Annotated in this window: 14 protein-coding genes and 1 riboswitch; of the genes, 6 read left to right on the plus strand and 8 right to left on the minus strand. The window is 60.0% G+C overall.

What is annotated here, in order from left to right; all coding sequences use genetic code 11:
* Window positions 1-2 precede the first annotated feature (2 nt).
* The 3 genes from ACORLH_RS11820 to ACORLH_RS11830 all read right to left on the minus strand — a co-directional run bounded on the left by ACORLH_RS11820 (window position 3) and on the right by ACORLH_RS11830 (window position 3,500).
* The gene (locus ACORLH_RS11820) at window positions 3-779 is read right to left on the minus strand and encodes a dipeptide/oligopeptide/nickel ABC transporter ATP-binding protein (RefSeq protein WP_321828617.1); all 777 of its coding nucleotides are present in this window, start codon (window positions 777-779) and stop codon (window positions 3-5) included.
* Window positions 769-2,322: an ABC transporter substrate-binding protein gene (locus ACORLH_RS11825; protein ID WP_321828618.1), complete on the minus strand. Its 1,554-nt coding sequence runs from the start codon at window positions 2,320-2,322 to the stop codon at window positions 769-771. The genes ACORLH_RS11820 and ACORLH_RS11825 overlap by 11 nt, the downstream gene beginning before the upstream one ends.
* A gap of 185 nt (window positions 2,323-2,507) precedes the next feature.
* A complete protein-coding gene (locus ACORLH_RS11830) occupies window positions 2,508-3,500 on the minus strand; it encodes an SDR family oxidoreductase (RefSeq protein ID WP_321828619.1) in 993 nt (330 codons plus the stop codon).
* A 195-nt stretch (window positions 3,501-3,695) separates the two neighbouring features.
* Between ACORLH_RS11830 and ACORLH_RS11835 the strand changes: the two genes are divergently transcribed.
* On the plus strand, window positions 3,696-4,949 hold the full coding sequence (locus ACORLH_RS11835; protein ID WP_321828620.1) for an oligosaccharide flippase family protein: 1,254 nt from the start codon (window positions 3,696-3,698) through the stop codon (window positions 4,947-4,949).
* A gap of 36 nt (window positions 4,950-4,985) precedes the next feature.
* Here the strand turns inward: ACORLH_RS11835 and ACORLH_RS11840 are convergent, their stop codons facing one another.
* The 5 genes from ACORLH_RS11840 to ACORLH_RS11860 form a co-directional block, all read right to left on the minus strand.
* Entirely contained in the window at window positions 4,986-5,531 is a 546-nt protein-coding gene (locus ACORLH_RS11840) for a hypothetical protein (protein ID WP_321828621.1), read from the minus strand.
* Complete coding sequence (locus tag ACORLH_RS11845) at window positions 5,528-5,797, minus strand: spike base protein, RCAP_Rcc01079 family (RefSeq protein ID WP_058242143.1); 270 nt, start codon at window positions 5,795-5,797, stop codon at window positions 5,528-5,530. Before ACORLH_RS11845 ends, ACORLH_RS11840 begins: the two co-directional genes overlap by 4 nt.
* 106 nt (window positions 5,798-5,903) lie before the next feature.
* Complete coding sequence (locus ACORLH_RS11850; protein WP_321828622.1) at window positions 5,904-6,563, minus strand: sulfotransferase family 2 domain-containing protein; 660 nt, start codon at window positions 6,561-6,563, stop codon at window positions 5,904-5,906.
* The gene (locus ACORLH_RS11855) at window positions 6,556-7,767 is read right to left on the minus strand and encodes a hypothetical protein (protein WP_321828623.1); all 1,212 of its coding nucleotides are present in this window, start codon (window positions 7,765-7,767) and stop codon (window positions 6,556-6,558) included. The genes ACORLH_RS11850 and ACORLH_RS11855 overlap by 8 nt, the downstream gene beginning before the upstream one ends.
* On the minus strand, window positions 7,764-8,906 hold the full coding sequence (locus tag ACORLH_RS11860; RefSeq protein ID WP_321828624.1) for a glycosyltransferase: 1,143 nt from the start codon (window positions 8,904-8,906) through the stop codon (window positions 7,764-7,766). Before ACORLH_RS11860 ends, ACORLH_RS11855 begins: the two co-directional genes overlap by 4 nt.
* A 499-nt stretch (window positions 8,907-9,405) precedes the next feature.
* Window positions 9,406-9,597: riboswitch (cobalamin riboswitch) on the plus strand.
* Window positions 9,598-9,683: 86 nt separating this feature from the next.
* Here ACORLH_RS11860 and nrdH point away from each other — a divergent pair.
* The 5 genes from nrdH (at window position 9,684) to ACORLH_RS11885 (ending at window position 15,232) form a co-directional block, all read left to right on the plus strand.
* Complete coding sequence (gene nrdH, locus ACORLH_RS11865; protein ID WP_058242139.1) at window positions 9,684-9,905, plus strand: glutaredoxin-like protein NrdH; 222 nt, start codon at window positions 9,684-9,686, stop codon at window positions 9,903-9,905.
* Between the two features lie 16 nt (window positions 9,906-9,921).
* The gene (nrdI, locus tag ACORLH_RS11870) at window positions 9,922-10,347 is read left to right on the plus strand and encodes a class Ib ribonucleoside-diphosphate reductase assembly flavoprotein NrdI (protein WP_106404182.1); all 426 of its coding nucleotides are present in this window, start codon (window positions 9,922-9,924) and stop codon (window positions 10,345-10,347) included.
* A complete protein-coding gene (gene nrdE / locus ACORLH_RS11875; protein ID WP_321828625.1) occupies window positions 10,329-12,452 on the plus strand; it encodes a class 1b ribonucleoside-diphosphate reductase subunit alpha in 2,124 nt (707 codons plus the stop codon). Before nrdI ends, nrdE begins: the two co-directional genes overlap by 19 nt.
* Before the next feature lie 25 nt (window positions 12,453-12,477).
* Window positions 12,478-13,449 (plus strand): class 1b ribonucleoside-diphosphate reductase subunit beta, encoded by a 972-nt coding sequence (gene nrdF / locus ACORLH_RS11880; protein WP_321828626.1) that lies wholly within the window; start codon window positions 12,478-12,480, stop codon window positions 13,447-13,449.
* A gap of 133 nt (window positions 13,450-13,582) precedes the next feature.
* On the plus strand, window positions 13,583-15,232 hold the full coding sequence (locus tag ACORLH_RS11885) for an amidohydrolase (RefSeq protein ID WP_321828627.1): 1,650 nt from the start codon (window positions 13,583-13,585) through the stop codon (window positions 15,230-15,232).
* Window positions 15,233-15,364 lie beyond the last annotated feature (132 nt).

Genomic DNA, 15,364 nt, shown 5'->3' on the forward strand with positions numbered 1-15,364 from the left:
ATCTATGCCGCTGCCGTTTCCTGTGTGGATCCACGTTGCCAGTGACGATGGGCCACCAGTTCGGCCGCATAGGCGCAGCAGGGATCGGCCAGAACGCGCTGGGTTGGGCCGGATTCGACCAGGCGTCCCTTGTTCAAAATGGCGATCTGATCCGCAAACCGCGCGGCAAGGGCCAGATCATGAGTGACCATCATCACCGCAATATTGCGCTCCTGTGCCACCCGGTGCACCTCAGTCAAAACCTGCGCCGCAATCAGCGGATCCAGCGCCGAGGTCGGCTCATCCAAAATCAGCAGTTTGGGCTGTTCCAACAGCGCCATGGCCACCAAAAGCCGTTGTTGCATGCCGCGGCTCCATTGACCGGGGTAGGCCCGATGCAACGGCGGCAGACCAAGGGCCTGCATCACCGCGTCACTGTCGCCCTGCCCGCCCAGCAGACGCTGCAGCTGTTTCCACTGCCAGCGCAAGCGCCGCAATGGATCAAACCCGTGGGCCGGGCTTTGCGGGACATAGGCAATGCCGTCAGGCTTGCCCGCGGATGCAGTGGCCAGCGCCTGTTCCCTGCCGGCAAACCGCAGATGGCCGCACTGTGGCACCGCGGGCTTGCGCAACCCCAGGATCAGTCGCAACAGCGTTGATTTCCCCGCACCGGACCCGCCGACCACCGCCATGCATTCGCCCGCCGCCAGCGAAAACCCGATGTCCTGCAAAACGGTCTGCCCACCGATGTGGGCGGACAGACCGGTCAAAGTCAGTAAATCGCTGCGATCACTTGGCAAGGTCCAGCTCCGGCGAAGCCAGATAGGTTTCGGCCGGGTGGATCTGATAGCCGATCACCTTGCCATTGCCGACGGACACTTGGGTTTTGTGAAACAGGGGAATGATCGGCAGATCTGCATTCACAATCTCCTGCACTTTTGCGTAGATCGGCTGACGCTCTTCTGTTTTGAACAGCGCGCGCCCCTCTTCCAGCAACGCGTCCAGTTCCGGATTGCTGTAGCCTGCAATGTTATAGCTGGCCCCGGTCGCCACAAGTGTGCTGGGGAAATAGTCCGGATCCCCCTGGGGCGCCGTGCCCCAGGCCTGCAGGTGCATGTCAATTTCACCGGCGGCCAGCGCATCATTGTTGGCGCCAAATTCGCCTATCGAAATCTCAGCCCCGATGCCGATCTGCTGCAGCATGGCCTGGGTGATTTCCAAGGTCGGGCGCAGGGCGGCGCGGCCTTCATAGGTGCGCAGCTTCAGCACCACATCTTCGCCGTTCCACTCACGGATACCGTTGCCATCACCGTCAACAATGCCCGCCCCGTCCAGCAGCGCCTGCGCCCCAGCCGGGTCATAGGGCAACGTAAGATCTGCGTTGACCCAGGAGGTCATATTGGCCGGGAACAGCGCGTTCGCCACATCACCGCCCACCCCGGCAAGCGAGGCCGCAACGATGGTTTCGCGATCCAAACCCAGGGAGACCGCCTGACGCAGCACATCATTGGACAGCGGGCCGGCATCTACCCGCGGCTGGTAAAAGAATAACCGCGTGGTTGCCGCTGCAAACCGCTGGCCCACCGCATCCAATTCCAGCTTGGCAAAATCAGCCTCGGGGTAGTTTGACACCAGATCCACATCGCCTGATTTCAGCGCCAGCGCCGCCACTGCCCCATCCGGGATCGCATCAATGACCAGACGATCCAGTTTCGGCGCGCCGCCCCAATAGGCGTCAAAGCCACGGGTCACATAGGTCTTCTCGGTCACGGCTTTTTCAAACACGAAGGGGCCGGTGCCAATCAGCTGGTGATCGTCATAGCCATCTTTCATCACCGCCGCCGAAGGCTCTGTCAGGGACCACAAAAAGGCCGAGTTCGGCGTCTTGGTTTCAAACACCAAGGTGTGGTCATCCTTAACGGTGATCGATTTGAGGTTCAGCAATTTTGACAGGCGCGGGTTGTGGGCCGGGTGGCCTTCAACATCCAGTTTGGCAAAGGAGTCCCGTACGTCTGTGGCCGTCATCACCGATCCATCGTGAAACTGCACCCCTTTGCGCAGGGTGATCTTCCACTGCGTTGGCGAGAGGTTTTCATACGCTTCCGCCAGCCGTGGCTGCATGGACATGTCATAGCCCAGGCCAATCAGGGTTTCCGACACGCCAGCGCGGTTGCTCAGCCATCCGTTTTGGCGCGCGCGTGGGTCCGGTACGGAACTTTTGGGGCCAAAGGGGGCTGCGATCACCATTTCTTTGGTGGTCTGGGTGTCGGCTGTGGCACTGGCTGCAGCAAAGGTGCTGAGTGCACCGATGAGTGAAAGTTTTGAGAGGTTTGAGATAAACACCGGCGAATTCCTTTGCGTTGATCGTGTGCGAATTCGCGCCTAGCATGTTATGTCATAACATTTCAATACCGTACCAAGCATTTTTGTCAGAAATTAGGGGACTTATGTTTTAAGCAGCAGAGTGGACGTTCATCCGCCTTAAAAAGCTGGGTTTCGGTCTGAAAACTATCAATATTTCAACGCCTTCACAAAAACGCACCATTGCCCTTGGCGCGCCAATCACGCAGCGCATCCTCCAGCCGATCCCGTGTTGTCAGCCCCGCTGCCTCAGCCCAGGTGGGCAGGATGTTGGTGGAGGTCATCAGCTTGTCAATCCGATCCGGATGGATGCCCAACCCGGCCCCTGAGATCGGTCGCAGGCAGTGCGCCGCAGCGCGCAGTACCGGGGCTGGCAATGAAAACACCCGCACCCTTGGGAAAGCCACGCGGCGAAACATCGTGACGATATCCTCAATTGTATAGCGGTTTGTATAGGCGGCGTTAAACAACGTGCGGCGCGCATCCAAGGCCTCGGCCTTAAGGATCCAGTCGATCAGATCCTCAACGTAGATGCAGGATTTGATCGTATCGCGGCGCCCGGGAAAGACAAAAACGCCCTTCTCCAACACTCTGGAAAGACGGGTGAAATTACCCCCCTCACCCAAGCCAAACACCACCGCGGGGCGCACCGTCACCAGATGATGCGCCGCGTTTTCTGCGGCCCAACTGTCATGGATTTGTTCTGCCATCAGTTTCGATTTTCCATAATCGGACTGCGGATTTGGCGGACTCACCTCAGATTTCGGCCGCTCATCCGGCCCGTAGACAGAGATTGAGCTGGTAAACAGGATCTGCGGCACAGAATGGCGGCGGGCAAACCGTGTCACCTCCAGCGCGCCGCGCACATTGGTGTCATAATATTCCCACGGATCATGCCCCGGCGTTGTGTGCACCGCGGCGAAATTGGCAATCCGGGCAATCGCCCCATCATAGTGCAACTGGGTAAGGTCCCGCACATCCCCCGTCAGGTAACGCACCCCGGCCACAGGGTACCGCGGCGCGCGGATATCCACACTGACCAAGGGCCCGTCCCCGCGGCTGGCAAGCCGCTGCAGAAAATGGCTGCCGATGAAGCCGGCACCGCCAAAAACAACTGTAGCTCCGGGGCGCAGCGGGGGATCTGGCAGGACTGGTTTCATCACGTTTTTTCCACTATTGTTTGTAAATTGATACCTAATTTCAGCCCAAAACTGCGGCGCGCTGCCAATTGCCGGGCGTCATGGGCAAGAAGACCCAAACATCTGTTACCAAATCACTTTTCTCACCCAAGGTGGCAGGAACAATCAGCTTCAGACGACCCGCTTCTTTTGTTTACCGGTTAAGATAAATTCTAAATGTTAAGAAAGCTTTTACTTGCTGCCGCCTCCAAAGGGGCCGGATCCGCGATTTCGGTGGTGTTCACCGTTTTGGTCGCCCGCCTCCTGGGGGCGGAGGGCGCTGGCCCCGTGCTGTTTGGCTTGACCGTGCTGACAGTGGGCGCTGCCGCTTTGCGGTTGGGCTTTGACTCCCTGCTGGTGAAACAGGTGGGCGCTGCGGGGATCGGCACGATGGCAAACACCTGGGTGTCGCGGGCGATCCTGTTGAGCAGCCTGGCCGCGGTGGCCCCCGCCCTGATCGGATTTTTCTGGGCCGAGAAAATCGCCACCGCCCTGTTCAACGCGCCGGATTTTGCCCCGGTGCTGCGCTGGATCGCGCTGAGCCTGCCACTGCTGGCCATCGCCAATCTCTTGGGATTTGCCTTTCAGGGCCTGCGCAAGCCGGGGCTTTCGGTCGTTGGGCAAAACCTCGGCTACCTGTCGCTGGCGCTTTTGGTGGTCAGCCTGCGCCACCTCTGGCTGGACCAGCCTTTGGGGGCTGAGGACATCGCCCAAACCCTGTTTCTGGCCACGGCGCTGACGGCGCTGGGCCTTGGGGTTTTGTGGCTGCGCCAACCGGGCGCGCGGTTCATCTGGCAACTGCGGATGCAGGTGTCTGAGGTGCGCGCCGTGGCAAACCTGTGGCTGGCGATGCTGATGACACTGACGGTCACCTGGTCGGGCATTCTGCTGGGTGGGCGGTTTGTGACCAGCCAGGAGATCGCCTTCACCGCGGCGGCGCAGCGCATTGCGGTTCTGGTGGTCTTCATCCTGCTGGTGACGGATCTGCTGGTGGCGCCCGTATATGCCCGCAGTTTTGCGCGCGGGGATCTGGAACATCTGCGCCAGATCGCCAGACGCTCCACCCGTGCCATGGCGCTGATTGGGGTGCCTGTGGTGGCGGGTCTGATCCTTTATGCGGAGCAGATCATGGGGCTGCATGGCGCGGAGTTTGCCCAGGCCGGTCCGGTTCTGGTGATCTATGTGCTGGGGCAGTTGGTGAATGTATGCACCGGGTCCGTTGGGCAGTTGCTGATGATGTGTGACGGCGAAGGCGATTATCGCCTGGGGGAAACGGTGGCGGCGGGGCTGACGGTCACGGCGACCCTGCTGCTGGCGCCGCATTACGGCGCCCTGGGGATCGCCATAGCCTCGGCCTTGGGGATCGCGACGCAGAATATCTTCAGCTACGTGATGGTCCGCCGCCGTTTGGGGTTTTATCCGGGTTTCTAAGGCCCTCATGACCACAACCCGTTGAAAGGTAACGGGTCACGGCGTCGCCACATAGGTCCCCATCACCCCACCGATCACAGCCTGCGCGCCGAAAATATCAACCTCAATGCTGGGGTTGCCGCCGATATCTTCAAAGAACTGGAACAGCCGATTGTCGACCCCGCCCAACCCGGTTGAGGTGCGATAGGTGCCGGTATGGCTGAAGCGCGTCCAGGTGGGCGTCAGATCGATCGACGACAGGCTTTGATCGCTGAGCCCCAGATGCGCGGAACAGCCCAGAGACGCCCGCGCCCAGATGGACACAGTGACCTGATCGAAATCCGCCAGCGGCGGTGCGCCAAAGGCGATGATGCCGCCACTGACCCCATTGGGCGAGGCCGTGGTGGTGGATGTGTTGAACCGCATCGCCGCCGTTCCGCCAAGCGGATCCGCTATACCGGTGGTGAAGGCGGGCTTGGCCCAATAATCACTCCACCAGCCGGCCTGAAAATCCTCGGAGTAGGCAATGTGGTTTACCTGAACCTGCGCCCCTGGTCGGCGATGTGCGGCCAGATCCCCCAGTGCAAACCCAAACCCCATCATGTGCCAATCCCAAAGGCGATGATGCCGCTGGCCGTGGTGTCTGTGGCGCGCACCCGCGTCACGGCAACCGGCAGCAACATCTGGTCCGGCACCGTGATGGTCCTGGTGGTGCCAAGCGCGGTCACGATCGACAGATCACCGCCGGTGGTCACAAACAGCGCGATGGCGGGAAATTCCAGATCGGTGCCGTCAGAAGGCACCACGGTGCTGACGTCAAAGGCGGGACCGTTGAGGCTGGGAACCCGATCAGAAAAGGCGTGCGGCATGTCATTTCCTTACATTGGCATATCGGAGGCAAGTCAGAAGAGGCCCTGTTTTGCCGCAGAGAGGTTGAGGAAGCCTTGCCGCTACATCCGCAGTCTTCACCTCTTGTTAACCCTTCTCAGCGGCGTTGGGATCATAGCCAAGCCGGTGAAAGTCCTCGCTGTAGTAGGAACGCACAAACGCCGTGCCCCTGGCGCGCTGGGCGGCATTGGGCTGGCGCCTGCGATCGCCGCTCTGATTGGATCTGGGCAGCGCCAGATCCGGCAGGTCCCAGTCCTGTTTCAGCTGGGCAAACTCCTGCGCCAGGGTTTCAAACCGCAGGATCCGCAGCCGGTGCTGCGCCCTGCCCTGCAGATAGGTCCATTGCGGCCGCATGTGACAGTTCAGATCCTTCAGCCGCGCCAACGGTTTACGTGTCAGGCGGATCAACAGGCTCAGCGGCAAGGTGGAGGAGACCGGGTAGCGATCCGGGGGCGGCAGGCGGCGGTAGGAATATTCACTCCAAAACCGCGAATAGGGATCGCGCACGATGGTGAAGATCCGAAAATCCGCGGGGATTTCACCGCCGAACCAATGTTGTTCGATCATCGACAGGCTGCAATGCTGATTGCCCCGTTCCAGATCCGATGATTTGTCGTTTTTGAAGATCCCCAAGGCCGCCCGGTTGCGCGGGTCCAGACCACGGATCTGCATGAAGTATTCCTCCACCGAGGTGCCGGCGCATTTCGGGATATGCACAAAGATGACCTTGTTTTTCAGATCAATCATCTGGCGTGCCCATTGACAGCGGGCTGTTAAACCGCCCCTCAGCCGCCAGACGATCCGCCACAAACGCCGCCACGCAGAGGAACAGGTAATGGCGCCAGTGGTGAGAATATATGAACATCGACGCCAAGAGATGCACCGCAAGGGTGATATGGAGTGCACCGATCAACGGCGCTGCGCTGCGTTTATAAGCGCGCCGGGCGGCACATGTGCTGCCAACGGCCAGACCCACAAAGATCAACGCCGGTCCAAATCCGGCCTCCGTCCATTTGGCAATGAACAGGTTGTGCACGTTGTTCGTGGCAAAATAGGTTTCGAAATGGCCCGGTCCGATGCCAAAGGGATGTTGCAGCGCCACCTGCAGGCCCAGCCAGATGTCGGCAAAACGTTCATTGTCATAAGCCTGCAGCCGCAGCCGCCCGGCAAATAGATCCTGCGTGCCAAGGCCCGTTTGTGACGTGCCCCACAGGATCATCAACCCGCCAAGCACGGCGGCGATCACCACCCATGGCCTGACGCCGGGATGACGCAGTGCCAGATAGCCCAAGAGGCCCAATGTGAAAAAACCCGCCGCGGCGCGGGAATAGGTCAGGTAGATCATCACGCCAATCAGCCCCCCTGCCACCAGCCCCGCCCATCGCGGCAGCCCAACCTCACGCGGGGTGACGATCAGGACGATGCCGGGAAAGATCAGGAAGGTACCCAGCACATTTGGATCTTTGAAGAAGCCTTTAATGCGCAAGCGAAATTCATCGCGGTAGATCAGATCCATCTCAGGCGCCGCGAGGAGGATCAGCGCCAGCGCCATACAGGACAGGATCGCGCCATAAACATAGGCCCTGAGCCAGATCTGCAGCAGCCGGGGCTGCGAATAAAACAGCGCAAACAGCCCCATCATCGCCAGCGCCAGATAGAGTTCAATCGCCAGATAGCGCAGCGGCAGGCCTTGCGGCGTGGTTGCGGGCTGTCCCGTGACCCAGAGCAGCGCAAATTGCGACAGGCCAAAGTAGGTCACAAAGATCAGCCAGACACTAAGCGGCAGGGCGAAAGTCAGCAATACCGCCCCCGCCAACAGGATCAGCAGCGCATCAACCGGTGCGGGCTCCATCATGACATAGGGCATCAAAAGCCCGACAAGCCCCACCATAAAATCCGCGCGTGATCCGTGCCGGGCCTCAAGCAGTGATGGGTCAACCGCCACACTCATCTGCCCGCCCCGGCAGACCCACCCTGCCCGTCCAGCGCGGCCTGGTAGACGGCAAGGGTTTGGTCCACCATCCTGTCCAGCGAATAGCGCCCCCGCAGTCGGATGGCCTGGGCGGTCATCGCGCGGCGTTGGTCTGGCTGGATCAGGGCCTCCATCGCTTTAGGCAGGGCCGTCGCCAGATCCGCGCGCGGCACGATCAGGCCGTTCTGCCCGTCGGCAATGATACTGTCCGCGGTGCTGACATCGGTTGCGATCATCGGCAGCCCGGCTTCAGCCGCTTCGATCAGCACATAGGGCATGGATTCATACCGGCTGGTCAGCACGAAGACGTCAAACAGCGGGTAATACCGCGCCGCATCGTCTTGGCCGACGCAGTGTATGACCTCGCCCAGCCCCATGGCGTTGATTTGTTGCTGCAGCTGTGCCTCCAACTCCCCCGCCCCGACGATGATGGCGCGGATATGTGTCGGGTCCTTGATCCTCGCGATGGCCTCCACAAAGGCCAGCGGATCCTTCTGGGCGCTCAACCGCCCGACAAAGCCAAAGACGATGTCTGTTGGGCTGAGGTTCATGTCTACGCGGCTCAATGGGGCGGCGGGATTGGCGGTTGGCACACCGTTTGGCACCAGATGGGTCCTGTCCAATGGCGCGCGCAGGCGCTGGGCCTCTGCCATTTCATCAGGGGATACGCAGATCAGCGCATCTGTCGCCCAGCGGGCCAGAGCACCCTCAACCCCACCGAACACCTCTCGCGCGATACCGCGGCAAGCGGGATCCATGGTGCGAAAGGCATGTGGGGTGTAAATTCTGGCGCCATATCTGGGTGGCAACAGCCGGGTCAGGGCGCCGGCCTTGCTGGAATGGGCGTGAATAACGTCAAATGGCCCAAGCCGCCGTAGGACCCGCCGCAATCTGCGCAAGGCGAACAGATCACGTGGCCCCGGCGCGCGATCCATATCCACCCGGTGCTTGCGGCTTGGGCAAATCGCACTGAGCCGCCTGGCAAACAGCGGATCCATCCGTTTGACCGAATAGACAAGATGGGTGTCATGACCGCGGCCCAACGTGGCCTCTACCAGATCCAGCGCGTTACGGCCGCTGCCACCGCCTGAGGGTTCGAGTACTATCAAGATCCGCATCTTCCCCCTTCGTCCCCAAGATCACTTCACCACCGTCAGATCGCGGTCCCAACCCTGCTGCAGGGTGCCGCGATCCCCCCGGCACCGCGCGCGGCGGGCGCTGCACGAATCTGCCCGGACCAAGACCCGAACCGACCACCACCAGCCGCTTAAGTGCGGTGCTGATGGGATGGTGCTTGGGATTGGTTAACGAATTCTAAATCCCGACAAGGATTTACCGTGCAAAGCTGTCAGAAATGCCCCGATTGAGGGCCGTTTCGGGGTACATTTTTATGGGTTTTGGAATGTGTGGCTTCTGCGCATCTACAGAAAGAATTTTTGTCAGACTTCGGGATGTGCAGCCGCCCCCGATGATGATCCAGCGGTTGCACCTCGGGCGCAAAGTATCTTGTTCTTAAGACTTAACGGGCGACGGTTAATTCGGATCCACGCGTCAATAGCGGATTTCGGTGGGCCACGTCACCTGACACGATATGTTGACACTCTCCCCCGACCAGCCCCAATATAGTGATGCTTCGGTTCCTTCGATTCCGATCGGAGGCTAAGAGGGAAGTTGGTGGAATTCCAGCACTGCCCCCGCAACTGTAAGTGGATCGCACCGCTGAAGACCCACTGAGGGAACGCCTTCGGGAAGGACAGCCTAGCCATGATCCACATAGTCAGGAGACCTGCCGCAAGCGACCGAAAAATGACCACGAACGGAGGGTTCGGGGGCGTATCAAAGGCGGCTCACACGTCTTGGCGTCCTCGGCAAAAAACTTAGGGGACTGCGACCAGATGAGCGTCATCGTTTATTCGAAACCGGCTTGCGTGCAATGCACCGCCACCACCCGTGCTTTGGATGCCAAAGGCATCAGCTATGATGTGGTCGATCTGACCCAGGATGACAGCGCCATGAGCCGCGTCACCGAATGGGGCTATCGTCAGGCACCGGTTGTCGAAGCCAATGGCAACCACTGGTCTGGTTTCCGCCCGGACATGATCGCACAACTGGCCTGAGGAGATGAGCCGCCAACTGCCGGCGCTTGTCTACTACTCGTCTAAATCGGGAAACACTCATCGCTTTGTCACACGGCTAGGGCTGCCTGCCGTGCGCATCGCTGAGTGCCTCGATGCGCCTTTGCCCGATCACAGCCAACTGACCGACGCCTTTGTGCTGATCTGCCCCACCTACGCCGATGGCCAGGGACGTGGGGCGGTGCCAAAACAGGTGATCCGGTTTCTGAATGACGCCAGCCGCCGCGAACGTCTGGTTGGGGTGATCGGTGCGGGCAACCGCAACTTTGGTGCGACCTACGCTTTGTCGGGTCGCATCATCTCTGAAAAATGCAACGTTCCGCTGCTCTACTCCTTTGAGCTGGCGGGCACCGAGACAGATATCGCCCGCACCCGTGCCGGGCTTGAAAAACTGGGGGACCACCTATGCTCGACAGCGATCTGAGCACTTTGGACTATCACGCCTTGAACGCGATGCTGAACCTCTATGATGGGGACGGCAATATTCGCTTTGAGGCGGACCGGATGGCGGCGCGGCAGTATTTCCTGCAGCACGTCAACCAAAACACCGTGTTCTTCCATTCGCTGGACGAAAAACTGGGGTATCTGGTCAAGGAGGGCTACTATGAAGAGGCCGTTCTGGATCAGTATTCCAAGAACTTCATGCGCCAGATCTGGGATGAGGCCTATGCGCTGAAATTCCGCTTCCCCACCTTCCTGGGCGCGTTCAAATATTACACCTCCTACACGCTGAAGACCCGTGATGGTCAGCGCTACCTTGAGCGTTATGAAGACCGTGTGGTGATGACCGCGCTGTGTCTTGCCCGCGGGGATGAGGCGCTGGCTATGTCCTTCATGAAGGAAATCATGGGTGGCCGCTTCCAACCTGCGACCCCGACCTTCCTGAATGCCGGCAAGGCGTCGCGGGGCGAGCTGATCTCCTGCTTCCTGCTGCGTCTGGAAGACAACATGGAAAGCATCGGCCGCGGCATCAACTCGGCGCTGCAGCTCAGCAAACGCGGCGGTGGCGTGGCGCTGCTGCTGACCAACATCCGCGAACATGGCGCGCCGATCAAAGGCATTGAAAACCAGTCCTCGGGCGTGATCCCGGTGATGAAACTGCTGGAAGACAGCTTCTCTTACGCCAACCAGCTGGGGGCCCGTCAGGGCGCCGGCGCGGTTTACCTGAACGCGCACCACCCTGACATTATGCGCTTCCTTGACACCAAGCGGGAAAACGCGGATGAAAAGATCCGCATCAAAACCCTATCACTGGGTGTGGTTATCCCCGATATCACCTTTGACCTGGCCAAGAAAAACGCCGATATGTACCTCTTCTCGCCCCATGACGTGGAAAAGGTCTATGGCGTGCCCTTCTCGGAAATCTCGGTCACCGAGAAATATGATGAGATGGTTGAGGACAAGCGCATCCGCAAGTCCAAGGTCAACGCGCGTGAGTTCTTCCAGACCATTGCTGAGATCCAGTTTGAATCCGGCTACCCTTACGTGATGTTTGAGGACACCGTGAACCGGATGAACCCGATCGCGGGCCGGATCAACATGTCGAACCTGTGTTCGGAAATCCTGCAGGTGAACACCGCCTCAAGCTTCAATGACGATCTGAGCTACAGCGAGATGGGCACGGATATTTCCTGCAACCTCGGCTCCCTGAACATCGCCAAGACGATGGACGGCAAGGATCTGGGCCAGACCGTGGGCACCTCCATCCGTGCGCTGACCGCAGTGGCGGAAATGTCGGCCATCGACTCGGTGCCGTCGGTGCGCAAAGGCAATGACGAAAGCCGCGCGATTGGTTTGGGCCAGATGAACCTGCACGGCTATCTGGCGCGGGAACGTGTGCATTACGGCAGCCTGGAAGGTATTGAATTCACGTCCGTTTACTTCGCCGCTGTGGCCTATCACGCGATCCGCACCTCCTGCGATCTGGCACAGGAACGGGGCGAAAGCTTCAAAGGCTTTGCCGAGTCCGAATATGCCTCGGGCACATTCTTTGACAAATACACCACCCGTGACTGGCTGCCCGAAAGCGATAAGGTCACCGCGCTGTTTGACGGTGTGGACCTGCCGACCCGCGATGATTGGGCCGCGCTGAAGGCCGATGTGATGAAGCACGGTCTTTATAACCGCAACCTACAGGCGGTGCCGCCGACCGGGTCGATCAGCTACATCAACAACTCCACCTCTTCGATCCACCCGATCGTCTCCAAGATCGAGATCCGCAAAGAGGGCAAAATCGGCCGCGTCTACTACCCCGCCGCCTATATGGATAACGAAAATCTGGAGTATTACCGCGACGCCTATGAAATTGGCCCGGAAGCGCTGATCGATACCTATGCGGCGGCCACGGAACATGTGGATCAGGGCCTGTCCCTGACCCTGTTCTTCCCGGCTGAGGCCACCACGCGGGACATCAACAAAGCCCAGATCTACGCCTGGAAAAAAGGCATCAAAACCATCTACTACGTGCGTCTGCGCCAGGAGGCCCTTGAGGGCACCGAGGTTCAGGGCTGCGTGTCCTGCACCCTGTAATCGCGACTGAGATCGGAGAGAGACAATGAAAGACAGCGCCCCCACCCGCATCCCGCGCGCGATCAACTGGAACCGTCTGGAAGACGAAAAAGACCTGGAGGTCTGGAACCGTCTGACGGTGAACTTCTGGCTGCCGGAAAAGGTGCCACTCAGCAACGATATTCCCAGCTGGGCCACCCTGACCGACCACGAAAAACAGCTGACCATCCGCGTTTTCACCGGCCTGACCCTGCTGGACACCATCCAGAACTCGGTTGGTGCGCCGGCGCTGATGCCCGATGCAATCACGCCCCATGAAGAGGCCGTGCTGACCAACATCGCCTTCATGGAGGCGGTGCACGCACGCAGCTATTCCTCAATCTTCTCAACACTTTGCTCGACAAAAGAGATTGATGAAGCGTTCCGCTGGTCGGATGAAAACCCGCATCTGCAGGCCAAAGCCAAGGCGATCCTCGACACCTACGCGCCGGGCAATGATCCGCTGAAGCGCAAGATCGCATCGGTGTTTTTGGAAAGCTTCCTGTTCTATTCCGGCTTCTATCTGCCGATGTACTGGTCCAGCCGCGCCAAGCTGACCAACACGGCTGACCTGATCCGTCTGATCATCCGCGATGAGGCGGTGCATGGCTATTACATCGGCTACAAATTCCAGCGCGGCTATGAGCAGCTGGATGAGGCCGCCCAGCAGGAGCTGAAGGACTACGCCTTTGGTCTGATGTTTGAGCTTTACGGGATTGAGAACCAATATACCGAAGAGCTCTATGATGAGATCGGCCTGACCGAAGATGTGAAAGTCTTCCTGCACTACAACGCCAACAAAGCGCTGCAGAACCTTGGCTTTGAGGCCCTGTTCCCGCCGGAAGTGTCCGAGGTGAACCCCGCCATCCTCGCCGCGCTCAGCCCCGACAGCGAAAACCACGACTTCTTCTCAGGCTCCGGCTCATCCTATGTGATCGGCAAAGCCGTCGCGACCGAGGACGAAGACTGGGATTTCTGATCCCGGAACCGCTGAAAATCACAAAGGGAGGCGCGCCAAACGCCTCCCTTTTTTTGTTGTCAGAACAGTTGCCTGCAGAAATAACAGTACCAACGGGGGCCCGGTTGCGGGCCCCTGCGCTCTGGAGAAGATCATGCCCGATATTGTCATCCTGAACGGCCGCGTCATTACCTTTGACGGTCCGGACGCCGAAGCCCTTGCCATCACCGGCGGCACCATCACCGCGGTCGGCAGCACCGCCGAAATCCGCGATCTGGCAGAGGGCGCGCGGGTGATCGATGCCCAGGGCGGCACCGTGCTGCCCGGGTTCATCGACAGCCATGTGCATCTGTTTGGCGGCTCTGCCGAGTTGGATTTCCTGAACCTCACCGGCGTTTATGGGGCCGAGGCCCTGGCCGCTGCCGTGCGCCCCTACGCGGCGTCGCGGCCCGATGATGCGCTGCTCTTTGCCTGTTCGATTGACTACGGTCTGATGGGCGATCGCGGCATCACCCGCCACGATCTGGATGCTGCGATGCCGGATCGCCCCTTTGCCGCCTGTACCGCCGATCACCACACCATCTATGCCAATACCAAAGCTCTGGAGGCGGCTGGGCTACTCCATGGCAAGGAGGTTGCGGAAGGGTCCGAGGTGGTGATGGGGCCGGATGGTCTGGCAACTGGGGAATTGCTGGAGGCGGATGCGTTTGGTCCGATCATGGCGATGACCACCTTCGGCGGGCGCGAAATGCTGGGTATGGTCACCGGCGCCGATCCGGTGCCTGCCCCGGATGCCGCCACCCGCGCCATTGACAAGGCGGTTCTGGCCAAGGGGCTGCAACACTGTGCCTCCAAGGGGATCACCGGGCTGCACAATATGGATGGCAACTTCTACCAGCTGGGCCTGCTGTCTGAGATGGAGGCCGAGGGCACCCTGTTGTGCCGGACCGAGATCCCCATGCACCTCAAACACACCGATCCGGTCGAGCGGGTGCGCGAAGCGGCTGAGATGAATGCGCAATATAGCAGTGACATGCTGTGGTCGCGCCGGGTCAAGATGTTCATGGACGGTGTCTTGGACAGTCGCACCGCCTTCATGCTGGACCCCTACCCCGGCACCGACATCTGCGGGGAGCCGCTGTTTTCGGACGCGCAGTTCAAACAGGTCTGTGTCATGGCAGATCGCATGGGCCTGCAAATCGCGGTGCATGCCATTGGCGATGCCGCGGTGCGCCAGACGCTGGATGGCTATGAAGCCGCCCGTGTGGCCAACGGCGTCCGCGACAGCCGCCACCGGATCGAACATATTGAGACGATCCATCCCGATGACATTCCCCGGCTGAAACAGCTGGGTGTTGTTGCCTCCATGCAGCCCTTGCATTCGCCGCGCGGCGGGTTCTTCCTGCCGCCCTATGCGCCGGGTGAGATCCTGCATGCGCATCAGTTGCAGACCGCCTTCCCCTGGCGCGCGGTGCAGGACAGCGGCGCGGCGCTGATCTTCTCCACCGATTGGCCGGTGGTGCCGGTGGACGTGATGCCCACGATCCAAGGCGCGGTGGCCGGGGTTGATCTGCCCAGTGACTGGCCCGATCAACGCATTGGTCTGCGTGACGCGCTGGCGGCCTACACGCGCGACAATGCCTGGGTTGAGTTTAATGAGACCCGCAAAGGGCGCTTGCGGGTCGGGATGATGGCCGATGTGGTGGTTCTGGACGCAGATGTGGAGGCCGTTGCCCCCGATCAGATCGGAGCGATCACTGCGGCCGTGACCATCTGCGGCGGGCGCATCACATATCAGGCCTGAGGCACGGCGCGTAAGGACAAAGTGCAAAGGGGGCTGCCGGAAACGGTGGCCTCTTTGCAATTTTGCCAGCGCCTTCTCATCGGGTTGCCCCTGGCAATCACCGCCACCCACACTGTCATGGTTTTGCCGTCA

The organism is Thalassovita sp. (assembly GCF_963691685.1).
Taxonomy (GTDB): Bacteria; Pseudomonadota; Alphaproteobacteria; order Rhodobacterales; family Rhodobacteraceae; genus Thalassobius.